The 21,667-nt window shown below is 61.4% G+C and carries 19 protein-coding genes; 12 read left to right on the top strand and 7 right to left on the bottom strand.

Translation table 11 applies throughout. From position 1 onward, the window contains the following. Window positions 1-78 precede the first annotated feature (78 nt). On the bottom strand, window positions 79-1,074 hold the full coding sequence (locus BLJAPNOD_RS05265) for a fibrinogen-binding protein (RefSeq protein ID WP_115419141.1): 996 nt from the start codon (window positions 1,072-1,074) through the stop codon (window positions 79-81). A 984-nt stretch (window positions 1,075-2,058) separates the two neighbouring features. Here BLJAPNOD_RS05265 and BLJAPNOD_RS05270 point away from each other — a divergent pair. The 6 genes from BLJAPNOD_RS05270 to BLJAPNOD_RS05295 all read left to right on the top strand — a co-directional run bounded on the left by BLJAPNOD_RS05270 (window position 2,059) and on the right by BLJAPNOD_RS05295 (window position 9,030). Beyond that, window positions 2,059-2,859: a response regulator transcription factor gene (locus BLJAPNOD_RS05270; protein WP_077504893.1), complete on the top strand. Its 801-nt coding sequence runs from the start codon at window positions 2,059-2,061 to the stop codon at window positions 2,857-2,859. Between the two features lie 626 nt (window positions 2,860-3,485). Then, window positions 3,486-4,526 (top strand): UDP-glucuronic acid decarboxylase family protein, encoded by a 1,041-nt coding sequence (locus tag BLJAPNOD_RS05275; protein ID WP_115419142.1) that lies wholly within the window; start codon window positions 3,486-3,488, stop codon window positions 4,524-4,526. A gap of 1 nt (window position 4,527) precedes the next feature. Then, window positions 4,528-5,511: a UDP-glucose 4-epimerase GalE gene (galE, locus tag BLJAPNOD_RS05280; protein ID WP_115419143.1), complete on the top strand. Its 984-nt coding sequence runs from the start codon at window positions 4,528-4,530 to the stop codon at window positions 5,509-5,511. Next, complete coding sequence (locus tag BLJAPNOD_RS05285; protein ID WP_115419144.1) at window positions 5,508-7,466, top strand: glycosyltransferase family 2 protein; 1,959 nt, start codon at window positions 5,508-5,510, stop codon at window positions 7,464-7,466. The genes galE and BLJAPNOD_RS05285 overlap by 4 nt, the downstream gene beginning before the upstream one ends. A 57-nt stretch (window positions 7,467-7,523) precedes the next feature. After that, entirely contained in the window at window positions 7,524-8,060 is a 537-nt protein-coding gene (locus tag BLJAPNOD_RS05290; protein WP_256372306.1) for a DUF995 domain-containing protein, read from the top strand. A 1-nt stretch (window position 8,061) separates the two neighbouring features. Beyond that, window positions 8,062-9,030 (top strand): glycosyl hydrolase, encoded by a 969-nt coding sequence (locus BLJAPNOD_RS05295; RefSeq protein ID WP_115419145.1) that lies wholly within the window; start codon window positions 8,062-8,064, stop codon window positions 9,028-9,030. A gap of 104 nt (window positions 9,031-9,134) precedes the next feature. On the opposite strand, the gene hppD is transcribed toward BLJAPNOD_RS05295, so the two are convergent. Next, window positions 9,135-10,247: a 4-hydroxyphenylpyruvate dioxygenase gene (gene hppD, locus BLJAPNOD_RS05300; RefSeq protein ID WP_115419146.1), complete on the bottom strand. Its 1,113-nt coding sequence runs from the start codon at window positions 10,245-10,247 to the stop codon at window positions 9,135-9,137. A 152-nt stretch (window positions 10,248-10,399) separates the two neighbouring features. Between hppD and BLJAPNOD_RS05305 the strand changes: the two genes are divergently transcribed. After that, on the top strand, window positions 10,400-10,879 hold the full coding sequence (locus BLJAPNOD_RS05305; protein ID WP_077504887.1) for an Lrp/AsnC family transcriptional regulator: 480 nt from the start codon (window positions 10,400-10,402) through the stop codon (window positions 10,877-10,879). 24 nt (window positions 10,880-10,903) lie between these two features. Here BLJAPNOD_RS05305 and BLJAPNOD_RS05310 read toward each other — a convergent pair whose 3' ends face one another. After that, window positions 10,904-11,371, bottom strand: coding sequence for a MarR family transcriptional regulator (locus tag BLJAPNOD_RS05310; protein WP_115419147.1), 468 nt, complete (start codon window positions 11,369-11,371; stop codon window positions 10,904-10,906). Between the two features lie 176 nt (window positions 11,372-11,547). Between BLJAPNOD_RS05310 and hmgA the strand changes: the two genes are divergently transcribed. The 5 genes from hmgA to purU all read left to right on the top strand — a co-directional run bounded on the left by hmgA (window position 11,548) and on the right by purU (window position 16,531). Then, entirely contained in the window at window positions 11,548-12,915 is a 1,368-nt protein-coding gene (gene hmgA, locus BLJAPNOD_RS05315; RefSeq protein WP_115419148.1) for a homogentisate 1,2-dioxygenase, read from the top strand. Next, on the top strand, window positions 12,912-13,781 hold the full coding sequence (locus BLJAPNOD_RS05320; protein ID WP_115421145.1) for an MBL fold metallo-hydrolase: 870 nt from the start codon (window positions 12,912-12,914) through the stop codon (window positions 13,779-13,781). The genes hmgA and BLJAPNOD_RS05320 overlap by 4 nt, the downstream gene beginning before the upstream one ends. A 12-nt stretch (window positions 13,782-13,793) precedes the next feature. Then, entirely contained in the window at window positions 13,794-14,810 is a 1,017-nt protein-coding gene (locus tag BLJAPNOD_RS05325; RefSeq protein ID WP_077504884.1) for a fumarylacetoacetate hydrolase family protein, read from the top strand. A 33-nt stretch (window positions 14,811-14,843) separates the two neighbouring features. Continuing rightward, window positions 14,844-15,482: a maleylacetoacetate isomerase gene (gene maiA / locus BLJAPNOD_RS05330; protein ID WP_115419149.1), complete on the top strand. Its 639-nt coding sequence runs from the start codon at window positions 14,844-14,846 to the stop codon at window positions 15,480-15,482. Between the two features lie 164 nt (window positions 15,483-15,646). Continuing rightward, window positions 15,647-16,531 carry a formyltetrahydrofolate deformylase gene (purU, locus tag BLJAPNOD_RS05335; RefSeq protein ID WP_077504882.1) on the top strand — a complete coding sequence of 295 codons (885 nt, stop codon included), beginning with the start codon at window positions 15,647-15,649 and terminating at the stop codon, window positions 16,529-16,531. A gap of 174 nt (window positions 16,532-16,705) precedes the next feature. Here purU and BLJAPNOD_RS05340 read toward each other — a convergent pair whose 3' ends face one another. The 4 genes from BLJAPNOD_RS05340 to BLJAPNOD_RS05355 form a co-directional block, all read right to left on the bottom strand. After that, window positions 16,706-17,887, bottom strand: a complete 1,182-nt coding sequence (locus BLJAPNOD_RS05340) for an acetyl-CoA C-acyltransferase (RefSeq protein ID WP_077504881.1) — start codon at window positions 17,885-17,887, stop codon at window positions 16,706-16,708. A 66-nt stretch (window positions 17,888-17,953) separates the two neighbouring features. Continuing rightward, window positions 17,954-19,348 (bottom strand): dihydrolipoyl dehydrogenase, encoded by a 1,395-nt coding sequence (gene lpdA, locus BLJAPNOD_RS05345; RefSeq protein WP_115419150.1) that lies wholly within the window; start codon window positions 19,346-19,348, stop codon window positions 17,954-17,956. Window positions 19,349-19,355: 7 nt separating this feature from the next. After that, window positions 19,356-20,651: a dihydrolipoamide acetyltransferase family protein gene (locus tag BLJAPNOD_RS05350; protein WP_115419151.1), complete on the bottom strand. Its 1,296-nt coding sequence runs from the start codon at window positions 20,649-20,651 to the stop codon at window positions 19,356-19,358. 2 nt (window positions 20,652-20,653) lie between these two features. Beyond that, window positions 20,654-21,667, bottom strand: coding sequence for an alpha-ketoacid dehydrogenase subunit beta (locus BLJAPNOD_RS05355; RefSeq protein ID WP_077504878.1), 1,014 nt, complete (start codon window positions 21,665-21,667; stop codon window positions 20,654-20,656).

Consider the following 21,667-nt stretch of genomic DNA (forward strand, 5'->3'; position numbering starts at 1 on the left):
AACCGATCCGAAATCAAGTTTCCGCGACTGCACCGGCCACTGAGGGCCGGTGCAGTCTTCTCTTGTGAAATGGATCGATCAGCCGTCGGTGTCGTGGCCGACATCGGTGGTATGCGAGTTGCCGCCAATGACGCTGGAGTCGACAGAGTTGCTGACGAGGTTCGCGCCCTGGACGATTTCCTGATGGAAGCCGGAATTTGCCAGGATCGCAGACGAGTCCGACGTCGTGCTGCCGTTGATACCGTCGCCGGCCTTGAGGTCCCAATCGGACTTGGTGTCGAAGTTCAGGCCGTCGCCGCCATCCGAATGCCCACCATCGGCGCGCAGGTCGTTGTTGGCATCGCTGTTGTTCATTCTGAAGTCGTAGGCCTGATCCTGATCGGCAAGATTGTTGGCCTGGACCACGCTGAAGCCGGTGTCGTTGCCGGCGCCTTCGAGCGAGTTATTGAGGATGTGGTCGACGTTCAGGTTGAACGAGAAGTCGTCACCGATATTGAAGGCGAGATCGCCACCGGCGATACCGAGATTGTCGAAGTCCTTGATGTCCTTCAGCGTCGCAAAGTCGTCGTCCGATTTGTTGATGATGTCGTTGTCGGATGACGAATAGTTGTTGCGGTTGTCGCCGTTTTCATTGGCTTCGGTCTTGATGTCGGTATCGATATCCGTGTCGATGTCGGTCTTGGTGGTAACCTTGCTGTCGTAATCCCATTCGTAGGAATTGTCGCGGTTGTCACCATTGTTCTTCTGGTCGATGTCGGTCTCGACTTTGCTGTTGTCCTTGTAATCGTAGTCGTAATCGTAGTCGGTCGAGCTGTCGGTGTAATTGTTGCGGTTGTCGCCGTTTTCGTTGGCTTCGGTCTTGATGTCGGTGTCGACATCAACGTCCACGTCTGTCTTGGTGTCGTTGTCCTGCGAATTGTCGGTGGAGTGGTTGCCGTTGCCGATGCCAACGTTACTCGTTGAGCCATCGTCTACGTCAAGGTCATTGGCGGCACTGGTTGCCAGCCCATCGGCGAGAGCGCCGACTTTCAGATCATCATCGGCCTTGATGCTATCGTCGAGCAGTGCGGACATGTGGTTCTCCTCCTGAGAAGGAGCCAGCACCGAAACCCCTACATCTTTTATGGGGTTTTCAACGGGGCTGGCTCTTTTTTGAAGTTCAGATGATGCTCCCGCGGGATATTCATCTGTCGGGTTTCGATATATTTCAGTGTTATTTTAAGTATATCTTTTTGGCGGTTTAATTCCCGCACTCAATCATTACGTGTGATAATGTCGTTGTTTTTAATACTGGTTTACGCGTTTATACGCTTACGCATTCACACGGGCCGCGAACCAGAACGCACACACAGTTCCCTGGCTCGGATCGCACGAAACTCAAGTGCGATGGCTGGAGTGTGGCTCCGAATGCGATGAGACGATAGACATCAATTGGAGCTATTAGGCCCTTTTCTGGGCGAATATCGCACGGTTTCGCGGGATTCTGCGCGGTATAAGGTTTTGTTAAGTTTTATGAATTTGTGCCTTTGACAGGCGTTGGCGCTGACCCGAAGTCTGCGTCCCAGAGTGGAGCCGGGTCTTGCCAGGCACCACGCGAAGTGGGATGCTCATCCCAGAGGATAGCTATTAGGAAGTATTATTAGGTATTCTCTGCAAGCGCCGTCTGGCGGAGCACTGTTTCTGGCGCCTGTCGCGGCCCTGGAGAGTGTGTTCGGGGCTTAGGTGGCGGAAGGAAATGCAACAGAGGGAGCGGCTGATTAGCCTGGGATTAGGGCCGCCTCAGCCGTTCGAATATGCGTTTGCTATACATTTGATTAAGAAAAGACCCAAAGATGGTTCGATTTAGAACGATTTAAGGGCGAATCCGGTGGACTTCTAATCCTTTTGGGCTGTTCCACCCCTCTTCTCTTTGCGATACATTAGTTAGTGCGAATTTTCCATCTGTGGGGTGAGTTCGCGTTATTTCACTGGTTATGAATAAATTTGCTGAGATGGGCGTAACTCCGAGTCAGGCTGGCGCACCCATAAATATAAATGGGAAAACCCAAGGAGGGCGTAATGCATCCTGAAGGCTCCAACGTGGGCGATTTTGAAGATAACAACAAAGCTTTGTCGCAAAAGAAAAAGATTGTCATGCTTGCCAAGATCGACCTGTTCGCCGAGTGCCTCATGCAGGCGGTCGGCTCGCGGTTTCCTGGACATGACGTCGTCAGTCTTTCCGACCCCGACAATTTGCTCGACGGCAACCTCGTCGATGTAAGTCTGATCATGCTCTACCGCATGTCCCCCAAAACGTTTCCGACCATTCTGCGGACAATCCACGAGTTCCATCCCAAGGCCTCGATCGGGTTGGTGGTGGACAATGCCGAAGAGCTCGATCCGTCGATCGCCGGCTTCGTCGAAGAGCGGCTGATCCATGGCGTTCTTCCTCTCAATCTGCACCTCGATGTCTGCCTCGCGGCGATCGATCTGCTGATGAAGGGGGGCGAACATTTCCCCGCTGCGCTGTTGCGACGGCTGTCGGTGGATCCCTTTGCCTCGACCAAGCATTATGGCCGGCAGGCGGAGGTATCCGATGCGGCTGTCTATGCCAATGCCGCAAAGCGGCGCCGGGAAGCCAGTCTGGGTGGGTTGACGACGCGCGAAGTGCAGATCCTAGACCTGATCTGCATGGGGACCCAGAACAAGATCATCGCCGATCGTCTTGGATTGTCGGAAAACACCGTGAAAGTTCACGTCCGCAACATCTACAAGAAGATGAACGTGCGCAACCGCACCGAAGCGGCATCGCGCTATTTCACCACCGACGCGGATTCCGAACATGCGGCAGGACCGTTTTCTTCGCGCTGGAAAAATTGACGCCGTAAGGCATCGGAACTGAGGCTTCCATCGCTCTTCGTCTCTTGGCGAATGTCAGCGATGTGGACTGAGATTCTGTGTTTGCTCGAATGCTCTGGCGTTATTTTGAAGTTTGGTGTGGCGATCCGGGCGGGCGCGGCAGGTATTGCCGTGGCCGCTAACAAGGTCGTCGTGCTGCGGACGTGGTGTCCCGCCGACAGGCAGCGAAAGCATGGACGTATAGAGAGCCGAAGCGGGATAGCCGGCCCAGGAAATAACTGCCTTTCTATGGTGGAATCAGTCGGCCTGCTCTGGTGAAGTTAACTATACGTCTTAACTCTCGGCTATAGCTATGGTCGTTTGTGCGTATTTGTATCAATTTTATGCAGATATACTATTATAACTTGATGATTTTAGGCATCTTATTTTTATTATTCTATATTATCATTGACTATTGATTAATAATTTGCTAATTTACTCATATGGTAAATGTTCCGGAAGAATTCGTGGTTCTTCTATTTTTTCATTTATAGTGTCGGGTTGTGTTTTGAATTCTTGATAAAGAATAATTCCTTATTGTAGCTTTCATTCATGGCTCGTCTCCAATCACCAGATGCAATGGTGTGTATAATAATTGGAGGTGTGTAATGCGTAAGGTCGGTCGCGGTGAGCTGTCGGTCGTCGATAGACAGGATTTTCTCAAGAAAGTTGCAGGCATACCCAAACGAATACTGGTGACCGGAGGCGGCGGATTTCTCGGGTCACATCTTTGCGAAAGACTTCTTTCTCTGGGGCACAGCGTCGTCTGCCTCGACAATTTCTCGACCGGGCGTCGGGAGAACCTTTCCCACCTCAGCGAGATAAGCCGCTTCCACATTGTGGAACACGACGTTCGCAAGCCCTTCCTTTTCGATGTCGACGTCATCTTCAACTTCGCCTCGCCAGCGTCGCCGCCGGATTACCAGGCCGACCCGGTGGGAACGTTGATGACCAATGTGCTCGGCGCCATGAACGTCCTGGAGAACGCCCGGGCCACCGGAGCCACGGTCGTGCAGTCCTCCACGTCGGAGGTCTACGGCGATCCGCTGCACAGCCCGCAGCGCGAAAGCTACTTCGGCAACGTCAACCCCATCGGGCCGCGGGCCTGCTACGATGAGGGCAAACGATCGGCGGAAACCTTGTTCTTCGACTATCACCGCACCTATGGGGTGAAGACGAAGGTTGCGCGGATCTTCAACACCTATGGGCCGCGCATGCGCCCCGACGACGGACGTGTGATCTCGAATTTCGTGGTCCAGGCGCTGCTTGGCAAGGACCTCACGATCTATGGCGACGGCCAGCAGACGCGCTCCTTCTGTTATGTCGACGATCTCATCGAGGGCTTCATCCGGCTGTCGATCTCGGACGACAATTGCATCGGTCCGATCAACCTCGGAAACCCGGGCGAGTTCACGGTTCTCGAACTTGCCGAGATGGTCCGCTCGATGACCGGCTCGCGCTCGTCCATCGTCCATCGTGCAGCGGCCGTCGACGATCCGCGTCAGCGCCGACCGGATATTTCCCAGGCGATGGCAGAGCTCGGCTGGGAACCGAAGATCGCGCTCCGCGAAGGGCTTCACCGCGCCATTGCCTATTTTGATCGCCGCCTGGGCACATCAGATCTCGCCGTGGCGGGAGAGGCGGTATGATATGTCGCGCGTCGTTCTTGTCACCGGCGGAGCCGGCTTCATAGGCAGCCATACCTGCAAGCGCCTCGCTGAGGCCGGCATCCTGCCCGTTGTCTTCGACAACCTGTCGACGGGGCATCGCACCAATGTCCGCTGGGGACCGTTGGTCGAGGGAGGGCTTGAAGACACGGTACGGATCGTCGAGGCGATCCAGACCTTCAGGCCCGAGTGTCTGATCCATTTTGCCGCCTCCGCCTATGTCGGGGAATCGGTCGAGAATCCCGGAAAATACTACCGCAACAATGTCGCCGGCAGCGTTTCCTTGCTGGAGGCCTGCCGTCAGGCGGGGCTGAACCGCATCGTCTTTTCCAGCACCTGTGCGACCTATGGCGTGCCGCCGCGCTTGCCGATCACCGAGGACACGGTCCAGCTGCCGGTCAATCCTTACGGGCGCACAAAACTGATGATCGAGCTGATGCTTGGCGATTATGCCCGGGCCTACGGGTTCCGGTCCGTCGCCCTGCGTTATTTCAATGCCGCAGGCGCCGACCCTGAAGGGCAGCTGACCGAGCGGCATGACCCGGAGACCCACCTGATCCCGCGGGCATTGATGGCCGCGGCCGGTCGTGTCGACAGGCTCGACGTCTTCGGCGACGACTATGCGACGCCGGACGGCACCTGCATCCGCGACTACATTCACGTCGTGGACCTGGCTGAGGCGCATGTTGCCGCCGTCGATTATCTGCGCAACGGCGGCGACCCGCTCAAGGCCAACCTCGGTTCGGGCCGCGGCACATCCGTCCGGCAGGTGATCGACGCCATTCACCAGGTCACCCGCAGGCGGGTTCCGGTCCAGCTCCTGGCGCGTCGGGACGGTGATCCGCCGGTGCTTTATGCCGACACCACCTGGGCACGCCAGACGCTCGGCTTCCGGCCGCAGCTGTCCGATATCGAAACCATCATCAAAACGGCCGCTCCCGGTTTCGGGCTGGAGGTGCGGTCATGACGAGCAGGTTCTCATCTGCCGAATTCGCCGGGACCGACGCGTCGACAGGCGCGCCAACAGGGGATGCACCGGTGCCGCTCGTTGCGCTCTTTTCCAAACGCATGCGGGTTGCGAACGCTTTCGGCATCGCAGCCTGGGTTGCGGCGTTCCTGTACTTCTGGGCCTGGTGGCTCGACCCCACCCATGTCACCCATTGGCCATCCTACGTCATGATTACGATCGTGGTCGGCTGGATCACGTTGCTGCCCGCCTATTTCATCTTCATTTTCGCAGGCGCCAAGGTGGCGGGAAGGAGCGGCCAGGCCGTTCCGCGGGGCCGTATCGCCATGGTGGTGACCAAGGCGCCGTCGGAGCCTTTCGCCGTCGTTCGAAAGACGCTGCTGGCAATGCTCGACCAGATCGGCTGCGACTACGACGTGTGGCTGGCAGACGAAGATCCGTCGCCCGAGACGATCGACTGGTGCGCGCGGCAGGGCGTGTTCCTTTCGACGCGCAAGGGCGTGGCTGACTATCATCGCGCCACCTGGCCGCGGCGCACCCGCTGCAAGGAAGGAAACCTCGCCTACTTCTACGATCACTACGGCTACGACCGCTACGATTTCGTCGCCCAGTTCGATGCCGATCACGTGCCCGAACCGACCTATCTCGTCGAGGTTCTGCGGCCGTTCAGCGATCCGAAGGTCGGTTATGTCTCGGCGCCGAGCATCTGCGACGCCAATGCGAAGCGCAGCTGGTCGGCGCGAGGCCGTCTGCACGCCGAAGCGAGCCTGCACGGCTCGCTGCAGGCGGGCTACAACAACGGCTGGGCGCCGCTTTGCATCGGCTCGCACTATGCGGTGCGCACCGCGGCGTTGAGAGAGGTCGGCGGCCTGGGGCCCGAGCTTGCGGAGGACCATTCGACCACCCTATTGATGAATGCCGGCGGCTGGAAGGGTGTGCATGCGCTGCAGGCGATCGCCCATGGGGATGGACCGGCAACCTTTGCCGATCTCGTCATCCAGGAGTTCCAGTGGTCGCGCAGCCTGGTGACGATCCTGTTCAAGTATTCGCCGGTCTACGTGCCACGATTGCCGATGCGGCTGAAGTTCCAGTTCGTCTTTTCGCAGCTCTGGTATCCGCTGTTTTCCCTGTTCATGGCGCTGATGTTCGTCATGCCGATCATCGCATTGGTCATGGGCCGCAGCTTCGTCGCCGCCACCTATCCCGACTTCGTGCGGCATTTTGCGCCATTGTCGCTGGTTCTGGTCGGGCTCGCCTATTTCTGGCGCTCGACCGGCACGTTCCGGCCCTACGATGCGCGGGTGCTCAGCTGGGAAGGCATGCTGTTTCTCTTTGCCCGTTGGCCGTGGTCGCTGCTTGGCTGCGTGGCGGCCGTGCGTGATCACATCAGTGGCTCGTTCGTCGATTTCCGTATCACGCCCAAGGGCACGGGGCCCGCGGCACCTTTGCCGTTGCGCGTGATGATGCCCTACCTCCTGTTGTCGCTCGGCTCCGCCCTTGCGCTGTGGCTGGTCTCGGACGCGGGGACGGCGCGTGGCTTCTACATCTTTACCGGCATCAATGCCCTCATCTATGCCGGGCTCGCCGCCACCATCCATATCCAGCATGCGCGGGAAAACCGCCTTGCCCTCGTTCCGCGCACGGCGATGACGGCGCTGACCGGCGGCTGCCTCGTGGTTATCTCGGTTCTGTCGGGGCAGTCGGCTGTGCGCCATGGCGCAGAGGCCACAGAAGCGCTTTCTCAGGGGCTTGGCTTTGTCGGGCTGACCGAAGCGAAGTTTTCGGTCGCCGGTGCCGGGCAGGGCGGCTCTGACCTCAGGGTCGTGCGGTTTCGTTTGAAATGGAAAGGGTTTTCGCCAGCCGCAACAGACGGGCTGGGGAAAGGCTCCGGCGTGCCGGAGGTGACGGAGACGAGGGTTACAGCCAAGGTTGGGCGGCTTCAGGCATCGCTGTAAATGCAGCTTGCCTCAGGCCCTTCACCGCAAATGCCCCTCAAGCGAGGAGAAAAAGTGATGAAACGGTCCATGAATGTATTGCTTCTGCCGCTTCTGCTGCCTCTCGCAGCCTTCGCGGCCTATACGGGCGCGCAACCGGCCAGGGCGAAGATGGAGATCAAGCCGATCCCGCTCAGCGCCTACGAGGTCTATTCCATCTACCGGAACAAGACCTGGCAATGGCCGACGGGCGGCGCTCGCTTTAACGCGCATGACAGGAAGCTCGTCGCCTTCGTCGACGACAAGGGCAAGCGCTCGTTTGCGGAAGGCAGCTGGTATGTCAGTGACCTCGGCATGATGTGCATGCAGGCAAGGTGGACGGCAGCCGACGGGTCCGGTCCTGCGCGCACCTGCTTCGGGCACAGCAAGATCGGCGACACGATCTACCAGCGACGCGTACCGAATGGCGAGTGGTACGTCTTCAAGCATGCCAAGCCGAAGCCCGGCGACGAATACAGGAAGCTCGTCGCTTCCGACGCAATCACGGAAAAGGCGTTGCGCCTGAAGGACCAATTCCTGGTCAAGAAGAGCGGTCGCAACCCCACAGGAGGATGACATGAAACGCAAATTGGCATTCGCCCTCTGCACAGCGCTCGCCCTTCATCTGGGGTCCGGCGCAGGTCTCGTATCCGCGTTGGCACAGGAGAAGGCCGATCTTGCCGCCAATGGCAGTGCAGGTCAGACGCAGACAATGGCCGACAAGCGCCCCGTCATTCACCCTGGCGGAACGCGGTTCGGCGCCTACGATCCGCACGGCGATTTCGGCGACCAGGCCGATGTTTCGACGGAGCATCTGTTCCTGCCATGGGAAGACGTGGATCTGGAATCGCTGCGCATGGCTGACGCCTACGCGCTTCAGCGCAAGCGCAAGCTCCTGGTCACCATCGAGCCCTGGTCCTGGTCTCTCGACTGGAAGCTGACGCCCACTCAGCTGCGCGACCGCACGCTCGCGGGCGACTACGACGCCAACATGGAAGCGATCGCCGCCATGCTGGCAGAGTTGAAGAGCCCTGTCATCGTGCGTTGGGGGCAGGAGATGGAAGACACCTCCGGACGGTTCTCCTGGGCCGGATGGGTGCCGCAGGACTACGTCAAGGCCTACCGACACGCGATGGATATCGTGCGCAAGCGCGTCCCCAACGCGCAGCTGATGTGGTCGCCCAAGGGTTTGCCGAACCTCGGCGAATATTATCCGGGTGACGACTATGTCGATCTCGTCGGACTTTCGGTGTTCGGTCTCGAACCGTACGACGCGATCGAGCATGGCGGTCCGCAGACCTTCAAGCAGGCGCTGAAACCCGGCTACGATCTTGTCGCCAAATACAACAAGCCGATCTGGGTCGCCGAGCTCGGTTGGCAGGGCGGCAAACCCTACATACAGTCCTGGATCGACACGGCCACACAACCCGACCCGGATTTCCCAAACCTGGCCGAGGTCGTCTATTTCAATGACCGGGACGTGCATGAATGGCCGCATGAGCTCGGTCGACCGAACTGGCGTGTGGTCAACGACGCCACGAACTGAGGGCCGTGACGAGGCCTATACCAAAAAGCCCCTCGCCAGCGGGCGAGAGGCTTTTATCGGATTGAGAAAAGCGCCACTGCAAGACAACGCAGGCGCTGTCCGGGCTACTCGGCGGCCTGCGGCCCAAGTTCGCCGCGACGGATTTGGTCTGCCTCGATCGATTCGAACAGGGCGCGGAAATTGCCCTCGCCGAACCCTTCGTCACCCTTGCGCTGGATGAACTCGAAGAAGATCGGTCCGATGACCGTCTTGGAGAAGATCTGCAGCAGGATCTTGGTCATGCCACCGTTCACCACGCCTTCTCCGTCGATCAGGATACCGTGCTTCTTCATCCGCTCGATTGGTTCGTCGTGGCCATGCACACGCGCGTGTGACATGTCGTAATAGGTTTCCGGCGGACCTGGCATGAACTTCAGGTCATTGGCCGCCAGCTTGTCGGTGGCGTCGTAGATGCCATCCGTACCAACGGCAATGTGCTGGATGCCTTCGCCCTTGTACTTGCGCAGATATTCCTCGATCTGGCTGGTATCGTCCTTGGACTCGTTCAAGGGAATGCGGATCTTGCCGCAGGGCGAGGTGATCGCGCGGCTGACGAGGCCGGTGATGCGGCCGTCAATGTCGAAGAAATGGATCTGGGTGAAGTTGAACAGCTCGCGGTAGAAGGCCCACCACTTGTCCATGTTGCCGCGATAGACGTTGTGCGTCAGATGGTCGAGATAATAGAAGCCGACGCCCTCCGGCTTCGGATTGCGCTCGCCGGTCCAATCGAATTCCGCCTCATAGGCCGAACCCTTGGCGCCGTAGGTCTCGACGAAATAGAGCAGAGATCCGCCGATGCCGACGATCGCCGGCACATCGAGACACTTGTCGGTGCCTTCGTAGGGGACGGCACCCTTGGAAATCGCGTGGTCGAAGGCATGCCTGGCATCGACGACGCGCCAGGCCATCGACGGGGCGCAGGGGCCGTGCTCGTCGACGAAGCGCATGGCATGCGAACCCGGCTCGGCATTCAGGATGTAGTTGATGTCGCCCTGTCGCCAGACGGTGATGTTCTTGGTTCTATGCCTCGCGACAGGGCTGTAGCCCATGCGGGTAAAGAGCTCTGCGAGCTTCTCCGGCTCCGGGTGGGCGAATTCGACAAATTCGAAGCCATCCGTGCCGGCCGGGTTTTCCGCCGTGATCGTTGCGGGCGGAGCATCATGTGGGAACGGGCCCATCGGAAGTCTCCTCTATTTAAGTTCTCCAGATCGCTCTGGCCTCCAAACTTTGCTGGAGTATGACGCAAATCCGATGCATGATGCTTGTATTCTTGCGTGTTTTGGGCAGGATGCCGCACGAAACGTGCGAAATGCTGTATAAGGATGCATGAATGGAGCAGCTTGACGGGTTCGATCTCAAGATCCTCAGCGAACTGCAGCGCGACGGGCATCTCACCAACAACGAGCTGTCGGAGCGCATCGCCCTTTCGCCCTCGCAATGCTCGCGGCGCCGCACCCGCCTGGAAGCCGAGGGGTTCATTACCGGCTATCAGGCGCAGATCGACCGGCAGAAGCTCGGGCTCGACCTGATGGTGGTGATTTCGGTGACGCTCGCCACCCACAACCGCGACAACGCCAAGCGTTTCGGCAAGCTGATCTCCAGCCTGCCGGAGGTTCTGGAAGCTTACGCGCTGACCGGGGAGATGGACTATCACCTGCGGGTAGTGACACCCGATCTTGCCGGCCTTTCGCGCTTCGTCAACGATGTGCTCTTGCCGCATGACAGCGTTCAGCACGTCAAGACGTCGATCGTGCTCGATACCCTCAAAAGCTTTCAGGGCGTACCGATTCCGGAACGCATGAAAGGCTGATACCGGCTGAGGTTGGCGTAAGGTTCAGCTGCGGGAAGAGCGCTTCTCTGCCGCGTCAATCGCCCGCTCGATCGCTTCAAGGCCAGTGCTTAGCGCCTTCAGGCCACTGGCCCCGATCAGGTCATTGAGTTGCGCCTGATAGGCGCTCGCGAGGTCTGTCAATTCGCGGTAGGCGGTCCGGCCGGCCTTGGTCAGTTCCAGATGTTCCAGCCGGCGGTCGTCCTGGTTCGCGCTGCGCTTCAGCCAGCGCCGCTCCTCCAGGCCAGAGACGGCGCGGCTGACCTTGGTCTTGTGCATGGCCGAGTGGGTGCCGACATCCGTTGCCGTCATGGCGCGGGCGGAGCTTCCAAGCGCTGCCAGCGTTCGCCACTCGGGCCGCGTCAGCTGGTAGCGTGCCTTGTATTCGGCGGCGAAGCGCACGGCAACGAACTCGGCCGCGCGGTTCAGTCTGTAAGGCAGGAACGCATTGAGCTCGAAGCCATCGGCCGCCATCTGTGGCATCCTTGATAGTTACAAAATCGATAGTTACGATTGCAACTAATAGGTCGGTAGCGCGCCGCCGTCCATCAGGATTGGGACTGGCGCGCACACGCATTGAACGTGCCGTGGTCTTCCGAGATCAACCGTGATCGTCGGCGGGGCAGGCGCCAGAGGAGGAGGTTCAGGTGATGTTGGACAAGGCACAGAAGCAGGCGGGCGCCGGGTCGGCGGCGGGTCAAACGCTCGATTACATGCCGGGTTTCGGCAACGACTTCGAGACAGAAAGCTTGCCCGGCGCCCTGCCGCAGGGCCAGAACAGCCCGCAGAAATGCGCCTACGGTCTCTATGCCGAGCAGCTCTCCGGCTCGCCCTTTACCGCGCCACGCGGCACCAACGAGCGCTCCTGGCTCTACCGCATTCGCCCGAGCGTGCGCCACACCGGGCGGTTCCAGAAGATCGACTATCCGCACTGGAAGACCGCGCCGCATGTGGCCGATCATTCGCTGGCGCTCGGGCAATTGCGCTGGGGGCCGTTGCCGGAGCCTTCGGAGAAGCTCAACTTCCTTGAAGGCATCCGGACCATGACGACGGCGGGCGACGCGCTGACGCAGGGCGGCATGGCCGCGCACGCCTACGCCTTAAACGCCGACATGGTCGACGACTATTTCTTCAATGCTGACGGCGAGCTTCTGATCGTGCCGGAATGCGGCGCCATCCAGGTGTTCACCGAGCTCGGCAAGATGGATGTCGAACCCTCGGAAATCTGCCTTGTGCCGCGCGGTACGATGTTCAAGGTGACCCGCCTTGGCGAGGAAAAGGTCTGGCGCGGCTATCTCTGCGAGAACTACGGCGCCAAGTTCACATTGCCAGACCGTGGGCCGATCGGCGCAAATTGCCTTGCCAATCCACGCGACTTCAAGACGCCGGTCGCGGCCTACGAAGAAAAGGAAATGCCCTGCCGCGTGCATGTGAAGTGGTGCGGCGCTTTCCACGTGACAGAGATCGGCCATTCGCCGCTCGACGTCATCGCCTGGCACGGTAATTATGCGCCCTACAAATACGATCTGAGGACGTTCTCGCCTGTCGGCGCGATCCTGTTCGACCACCCCGATCCGTCGATCTTCACGGTGCTGACGGCGCCCTCGGGCGAAGAGGGAACGGCAAACATCGACTTCGTCATTTTCCCGCCGCGCTGGCTGGTGGCCGAACATTCCTTCCGTCCGCCCTGGTACCACCGCAACATCATGAGCGAGTTCATGGGCCTGATCTATGGCCGCTACGATGCCAAGGAAGAAGGCTTCGTGCCCGGTGGCATGAGCCTGCACAACATGATGCTGGCCCATGGGCCGGATGCCACCGGCTACGAGAAAGCGACAAATAGCGAGTTGAAACCGGTCAAGCTCGACCATACGATGGCCTTCATGTTCGAGACCCGCTTCCCGCAGCAGCTGACCCGCTTCGCCGCCGAACTGGAGACGTTGCAGGACAACTATATCGATTGCTGGACCGACCTTAAAAAGCGCTTCAACGGCACGCCGGAAGGCGATTGGTCTTGAGGACACGACTGGTCCTCATCGGCAGCAAGGGTGGTCCGGCGATCCGTCCGGGCGGCCCTTCGCCGACCTCGTCATTGCTTGAGATCGGTGGCCGCACCATCGTCGTCGACTGCGGCCTCGGTGTTACCCGCGGCCTCACCGATGCCGGCGTCAATCTCAAGGTGCTGGATGTTGTTTTCATCACCCATCTGCATTCCGATCACGTGCTTGAGCTCGGGCCGCTGATCCACACCGCCTGGACCGCCGGTCTTGCGACCACCGTGCGCATTTTCGGCCCGCCGGGAACGCGCGACTATTGGCACGGTTTCCTGCAGGCGATGAAATTCGACATCGATATCCGCATCGTCGACGAGGGCCGACCCGATCTGCGCGACCTTGTCGACATCATCGAGTTTGGCGAGGGCGCCGTATGGACCGAAGGCGGCCTGACCGTGTCGGCGCTGCGCGTCGATCATCCGCCGGTCACCGATTGTTTCGCGCTGCGGTTCGACCATGCGGGCGCGAGCGTGGTGTTTTCGGCCGACACCGCCTACTTCCCACCGCTCGCCGATTTTGCTGCTGGTGCCGACATCCTCGTGCATGAGGCAATGCTGGCCGAAGGGGTCGACCGACTGGTGGCGCGCACCGGCAACGGCGCGCGGCTGAAGGAACATCTGCTGGCAAGCCACAGCTTTGCCGAGGAGGCCGGTCAAATCGCTGCGGCCGCTGGCGTCGGACGGCTGGTGCTGCACCATCTCATTCCGGCCGATGACCCTTCGATCGGCGAGGCGGATTGGACCGCGGCCACGCGCAAAAGCTGGGCTGGTGCCTTGACGATCGCGTCTGACGGCCTTGTTGTGGAACTTGCGGACGAATCGTCTGCGTAGAGGGAGGATTGCATGAAACTGGCGACACTCAAGGATGGCTCGCGTGATGGAAAACTCGCGGTCGTCTCCCGCGATCTCACCCGCTGCTCCGAGGTCGGGCATATCGCCCGCACGCTGCAGGCTGCACTCGACGACTGGGAACACACAGGCCCACGGCTCGAACGCGTTGCCGAAGGCATCGAGACCGGCGCGCAGCCGACGATCCGCTTCCACGAACACGATGCGCTTTCGCCGCTGCCGCGTGCCTATCAGTGGGCCGACGGTTCTGCCTACGTCAATCACGTCGAGCTGGTGCGAAAGGCCCGCAATGCCGAGATGCCGGCGAGTTTCTGGACCGATCCGCTGATCTACCAGGGCGGCTCCGACAGCTTCATCGCGCCGCGCGATCCGATCCTGATGGCGGATGAAAGCTGGGGCGTCGACATGGAAGGCGAGATCGCCGTCGTCGTCGACGACGTGGCGATGGGCGCTTCGATCGAGGAGGCGCGCGCCGCCATCCGCCTGGTGATGCTCGTCAATGACGTGTCGCTGCGTGGCCTCATCCCGGCCGAACTCGCCAAGGGTTTCGGCTTCTACCAGTCGAAGCCATCGTCGGCCTTCTCGCCGGTCGCAGTAACCCCGGACGAACTGGGCGATGCCTGGGACGGCGGCAAGCTGCATCTGCCGCTTCATGTCGATCTCAACGGCAAGCCGTTCGGTCGGGCCGATGCCGGTGTCGACATGACCTTCGATTTCGGCCAGCTGATTGCGCACGCGGCCAAGACCAGGCCGCTTGCTGCAGGCACGATCATCGGTTCGGGTACGGTCTCCAACAAGCTTGATGGCGGCCCCGGAAAGTCGGTCTCCGAAGGCGGCTCCGGCTACTCTTGCATTGCCGAGCTGCGGATGATCGAGACGATCGTCGGCGGCGCGCCGAAGACGCATTTCCTGCGCTTCGGCGATACCGTGCGCATCGAAATGAAGGACAAGGCCGGCCACTCGATCTTCGGGGCGATCGAACAGTCGGTCGGGCCTTACGAAAAGGCTTGAAGGCCAGGCATTGAGCGGGACGAGGGGCAGGGCGTGAACGAGACCGTACTTTTTGACTATTGGCGGTCCTCGGCGAGCTACCGGGTTCGCATTGCGCTCAACTGCCTCGCAGAGCCCTATCGTTCGGTGCCGGTGGACCTGCTGGCTAAGGCCCATCGCCAGGCGGAACACCTCGACCGCAATCCACAAGGGTTGCTGCCCGTGCTCGACATCGATGGCGAGCGTTTCACGCAATCGCTCGCCATCATCGAGTATCTGGCGGAAACACGGGAAAAGACTGGCTTCCTTCCCGATGACGCTGCCGGACGGCAGCGCGTGCGTGCGTTGTCCTATGCCATCGCCATGGACATTCATCCCGTCTGCAACCTCGGCGTCGTGACCTACGTCATGGCCAATGCCGCGGATGGCGAGACGGCGCGCCGCGACTGGATGCGCAAATTCATCGGCGAGGGGCTGGTTGCCTTCGAGCGCCTGCTTGACCACCCAGCCACGGGCAACTTCTGCCACGGCGATACGCCCGGGATGGCGGATTTCTGCCTGGTGCCGCAGGTCTACAACGCCCGCCGCTGGGACGTCGATCTTTCCGCATGCCCGAAACTCGTCGCCATCGATCAGCGCTGCGCCGAGATCGACGCCTTTGCCCGCGCCCATCCTGACTGCACCCCGCGTTAGCCGTCTGAGCCCCCGTTGCCAAGCCGCTCCGTCGCCGTCTGGCCGGTTCCGTCCAGCCGATGTCGCGAATGGATCGACAGGCGGTCAAAGGTCGCGCTAGTTTTCGCGGTGACTGGCCGTATAAGGGGGGCCGGAAAAACCTCTGGAGCGAGAGACAGATACCGATGAAAAGCTATGTGCTGACCGTCACCTGCAAGTCCACCCGCGGCATCGTTGCTGCCATCACCGGTTATCTCGCTGAAAAAGGCTGTTACATCACCGACAGTTCGCAGTTCGACGATCTGCAGACCGGCCTGTTCTTCATGCGGCTGACCTTCATCAGCCAGGAAGGCGCAAAGATCGAAGAATTGAGGGAAGGCTTCGCGCCTGTCGTCAAGCGCTTCGACATGACCTGCGAGATCCGCGACAGCGAAGAGCGCATGAAGGTGGTGCTGATGGTGTCGCGTTTCGGCCATTGCCTCAACGACCTGCTCTATCGCTGGAAGATCGGGGCGCTGCCGATCGATATCGTCGCTGTCATCTCCAACCACTTCGATTACCAGAAGGTGGTCGTCAACCACGACATCCCCTTCCACCACATCAAGGTGACCAAGGACAACAAGCCGCAGGCGGAAGCCCGCATGCTGGAGATCGTCGAGCAGACGGATGCCGATCTCGTCGTGCTCGCCCGCTACATGCAGGTTCTGTCCGACCAGCTCTGCAAGAAGATGTCGGGCCGGATCATCAACATCCACCACTCCTTCCTGCCATCGTTCAAGGGCGCCAACCCTTACAAGCAGGCCTATGAGCGCGGCGTTAAGCTGATCGGCGCCACGGCGCATTACGTCACCGAGGATCTCGACGAGGGTCCGATCATCGAGCAGGACATCGCCCGCATCACCCATGCCCAGAGCGCCGAGGATTACGTGTCGATCGGCCGCGACGTGGAAAGCCAGGTGCTGGCGCGCGCCGTTCACGCCCATATCCACCACCGTTGTTTCATCAACGGCAATCGCGTCGTCGTCTTCCCGGCGAGCCCCGGCTCTTACGCCTCCGAGCGCATGGGCTAAAGCATGGCGCGCAAAAGTGTGCCGCGGTTTTGCGATAACGACATGCGTGAAAACAAGACCTTAAAGCGCGCCAAGCGAATCTGAAAGATCGCGACGCGCATTAAATGGCGGGCCGAGCAGTAGCCCACCCGCGAGACGATGAGCGCTGCCGGTTCGACCGGCAGCGCTCAAACTTTATTGCAACAGCTCCAGCCCGACCGCTGTCGCCTCGCCGCCACCGATGCAGAGCGATGCGATACCGCGCTTGACGTTCTTGGCGCGCATGGCGTGCAGGAGCGTCACGATGATGCGGGCGCCAGAGGCGCCGATCGGGTGGCCGAGCGCACAGGCGCCGCCGTTGATGTTGACGATCTCGTCGGAAAGCCCGAGATCGCGGATTGCGGCCATCGCGACCACGGCGAAGGCCTCGTTGATTTCGTAAAGGCCGACGCTGCCCTTCTCCCAGGCAAGCTTGGCCATCAGTTTGTCGATCGCGCCGATCGGTGCGGTGGTAAACCAGGCCGGTTCCTGCGCATGCGCGGCATGGCCAGCGACGACGGCAAGGGGCGTGAGCCCCCGTTTTTCCGCCTCGCTTGCACGCATCAAGATCAGCGCCGCAGCCCCGTCGGAGATCGACGACGAATTGGCGGCCGTCACGCTGCCGCCATCCCGGAAAGCGGCTTTCAGCTTCGGGATCTTTGCCGGATCCGATTTGGTCGGCTGCTCGTCGCGATCAAGATTAGCGGTCTGCCGCTTGCCGGCGCCGCTGACTGCCACCGTTTCCTCGGCAAAGGAACCATCCTCGGCTGCCCGATTGGCGCGCTCCAGCGAGCGAAGCGCAAACGCGTCCTGATCGGTGCGCGAGAACTGGTAGTGTTCGGCCGTGTCTTCGGCATAGGTGCCCATCAGCCGGCCGGAATAGGCGTCCTCAAGACCGTCGATGAACATGTGATCCTTGACCTCGCCATGCCCCAAGCGGAAGCCGCCACGCGCCTTCGGCAACAGATATGGGGCGTTGGTCATCGACTCCATGCCGCCGACGGCAAGCACCGACGCGCTGCCCGAAAGGAGCGCGTCGTGGCCGAGCATCAGGGCCTTCATGCCGGAGCCGCAGACTTTGGAAATGGTCGTCGAAGGCGTTTCCTTGCCAAGGCCGGCGCCAAGAGCAGCCTGGCGCGCCGGGTTCTGGCCGATGCCGGCCGGCAGTACATTGCCCATCAGCACCTCGTCGACAGCGTCAAGGCCAGCGCGGTCGAGTGCTGCCTTGAGCGCTATGGCGCCGATTTCCGGTGCGGTCAGATCTTTCAGGCTGCCCTGAAAGGAGCCCATCGGGGTGCGCGCGGCCGACACTATGACGATCGGATCAGTTCTGCTCATGTCTTTCTCCCATACGGCAAAAGGCAACGGTTAGCGCTGGTGGGCGCTATTTCACCGGTACGCCGCTCAGATATGCAGTGCGTGTCCCAGCGCCTTGAGCGCCGCTTCCTGAAACGCTTCCGATTGGGTCGGATGGGCGTGGATCGTGCCGGCGATGTCTTCCAGCCGCGCGCCCATCTCGATCGCCAGACCGAAACTTGCCGAAAGTTCCGACACTCCGTGGCCGACCGCCTGGATGCCGAGAACCAGGTGGTTGTCGGCGCGGGCGACGACGCGCACGAAACCGTCTTCCGACAACGTCGTCATGGCGCGGCCGTTCGCCTGGAAGGGGAACTGGCCGATCTTGATCTCGATGCCGCTGGCGCGCGCTTCCTCCGGCGAAAGCCCCGCGGTCACGATCTCCGGGTCGGTGAAGCAGACGGCAGGAATGCAGCGCTTGTCCCAGGCGCGCTTGTTGCCGGCAACGATCTCCGCGACCATTTCGCCTTGTGCCATGGCGCGGTGCGCCAGCATCGGCTCGCCGGTGACGTCGCCGATCGCATAGATGCCACGCATCGAGGTGCGGCACTGATCGTCGATGCGGATGAATTTTCCCGCACGATCGAGATCGATCTCCTCTAGCCCGAAGCCGTCGGTCACCGGTCTGCGGCCGACGGTCACCAGCACCTTTTCGGCCGGCACCTCGATCGGGCGGCCATTGTGCTCTGCAAGCAGGCTCCTGCCGTCGGCCGAGAGCCCCTTGGCGACCGTCTGGGTAAAGACCTCGATGCCGAGTTCGCCGAGGCGCTTGGCGATCGGCTTCGACAGATCGGCGTCATATTGCGGCAGGATGCGCGTCTGCGCCTCGAGCACGGTGACATGAGCGCCGAGCTTGGCAAAGGCGGTGCCGAGTTCCAGCCCGATGTAGCCGCCGCCGATGACGGCGACGCTTGCCGGCACGCTCTTCAGCGACAGCGCCTCGGTTGATGAAATGATCGAACCGCCAAAGGGCATGTCGGGAAGCTCGATCGGTGCCGAGCCGGTGGCGATGACGATCGCTTCGGCGCGAATGCGCTGCAGGCCGGTCTCGGTCTCGACATCGACGGTCTTGCCGTCGACGAAACGAGCCGTCCCGATGACGGCCTTGACGCCGGCCTTCTTCAGCAGGCCGGTGACGCCGCCGTTCAGCCGGCCGACGATGCCGTCCTTCCAGGCGACGGTGCGGGCGAGATCGATCGTCGGGTTGGCGAGCGACAGGCCGAGCGGGCTGCGGCCCGAGGCGGCCGAGCGCAATTTATGGAATTCGTCGGCGGCGTGGATCAGCGCCTTCGAAGGGATGCAGCCGACATTGAGGCAGGTGCCGCCGGCCTTCGCCTTCTCGACGATCACGGTATCAACGCCGAGCTGGCCGGCGCGGATGGCGCAGATATAGCCGCCAGGGCCGGCGCCGATGACGAGCAGCTTGCAGGAAATTTCCTTCATGATCGCCTCACGCCTCCACGAAAATCAGTGCCGGCGTTTCGAGCAGGGTTTTTACCCGCTGCACGAAGGTGGCCGCATCCCAGCCGTCGATGACGCGGTGATCGAAGCTCGACGACAGGTTCATGATCTTGCGCGGCACGAACTGCGTGCCGTCCCAGACCGGGCGAACCGCCAGCTTGTTGACGCCGACGATCGCGACTTCCGGGTGGTTGATGACAGGCGTCGAGACGATGCCGCCGAGTGCCCCGAGCGAGGAGATGGTGATAGTCGATCCGGTAAGCTCGTCGCGGGTCGCGGTGCCGGTGCGCGCCGCTTCCGCCAGCCGGTTGAGCTCGATGGCGCAATCCCAGATGCCGCGCGCTTCGGCGTGGCGCACGACCGGCACAGTCAGGCCCGCCGGCGTCTGCGTGGCGATGCCGATATGCACGGCGTGGTGACGGCTGATGATGCCGGCGCCGTCGTCGAAGGTGGAGTTGACGCCGGGTAGATCGGCGATCGCCCTGACCATCGCGCGCATGAGATAGGGCAGGATCGTCAGCTTCGGCTGATCCGGCTTGCGATCGCGGTTCATCATCGTGCGCAGGTCTTCAAGTGCTGTCATGTCGACCTCCTCCACATAGGTGATGTGGGGAATGCGCGAGGTCGACAGCGTCATCTTCTCGGCGATGCGGCGGCGTAGGCCGGTCACCTTGATCTCGTCGACGGCGGTCTTGCGCGCGAGGCCGGCCGGCGCTGCTACCGGCTGGGCACCGCGAGCCAGAAACAGTTCGAGGTCGTCATGCGTGATGCGGCCGGCAGGGCCGGTGCCGGTCACCTGGCGCAGGTCGACGCCGCTTTCGCGGGCGCGTTGGCGCACGGCCGGCGAGGCCAGCGCCTTTTCCAGCCGCTCGGGTGCCACATGTACGCCGTTCCTGGCCGGTGCGGGCGTCTTCGCCTCTGCCTTCGCCTCGACCTTTGCCGGCTGGCTCGGCTGTGCGGCGGGAGTTTCAGCTTTTGCCGAAGGCTTGTCTTCCGCCTTGGCCGCCGATTTTTCTTCGGCTGCAGGCGCATTGGCGCCTTCGCCGGCGATTTCGATGCGCACCAGCGGCGCCTTGACCGCGACCGTATCGCCGATCTCGGCGCCGAGCCAGATTACCGTGCCGTTGACCGGCGAGGGGATTTCGACTGTTGCCTTGTCGGTCATCACGGCGGCGAGGATCATGTCCTCGCGCACGGGATCGCCGGGTTTCACATGCCATTCGACCAGCTCGGCCTCGGCCACGCCTTCGCCGACATCCGGCATCTTGATTACGAATTCGCCCATGCTCAGGCCTCCATCACTTCGACGAGCGCGCGTCCGACGCGCGCCGGGCCGGGGAAATAGTCCCACTCCTGGGCATGCGGGTAGGGTGTGTCCCAGCCGGCGACGCGCACGACCGGGGCTTCCAGATGGTAGAAGCAGTGCTCCTGGACGAGGGAGGCGATTTCGCCGCCGAAGCCCGAGGTAAGCGTCGCCTCATGCACGACGACGCAGCGCCCGGTCTTTTCGACCGATTGCACGATGGCATCGAGATCGAGCGGCAGCAGGCTGCGAAGGTCGATCACCTCGGCGTCGATGCCGGTCTCTTCGGCGGCTGCCAGCGCCACATGCACCATGGTGCCATAGGCGACGACCGTGACGGCCGAACCCTTGCGGCGGACTTCCGCCTTGCCGATCGGGATCGTGTAATGGCCCTCCGGCACCTCGCCGAGATCGTGCTTCGACCAGGGGATGACGGGGCGATCGTGGTGGCCGTCGAAGGGGCCGTTATAGAGCCGCTTCGGCTCCAGGAACATCACCGGATCGGGGTCCTCGATCGAGGCGATCAGCAGGCCCTTGGCGTCATAGGGGTTGGACGGCACGACGACCTTGAGGCCGCAGACATGGGTGAACAGCGCTTCCGGGCTCTGGCTGTGCGTCTGGCCGCCGAAGATGCCGCCGCCGGTCGGCATGCGCAGCACGATCGGGCAGGTGAAATCGCCGTTGGAGCGGTAGCGGATGCGGGCTGCTTCCTGGGTGATCTGGTCGTAGGCCGGATACATGTAGTCGGCGAACTGGATTTCGACGCAGGGCTTCAGCCCGTAGGCCGCCATGCCGATCGCCGTGCCGACGATGCCGCTCTCGCTGATCGGCGCGTCGAAGCAACGGGTCTTGCCGTATTTCGCCTGGAGCCCCTGCGTGCAGCGGAAGACGCCGCCGAAGTAGCCGACGTCCTCGCCGAAGACGACGACATTGTCGTCGCGCCCCATGGCGACATCCATGGCGCTGCGCACGGCCTCGATCATTGTCATTCTGGCCAT

It is taken from the genome of Ensifer sp. M14 (assembly GCF_003355565.1).
Classification (GTDB): Bacteria; Pseudomonadota; Alphaproteobacteria; order Rhizobiales; family Rhizobiaceae; genus Ensifer.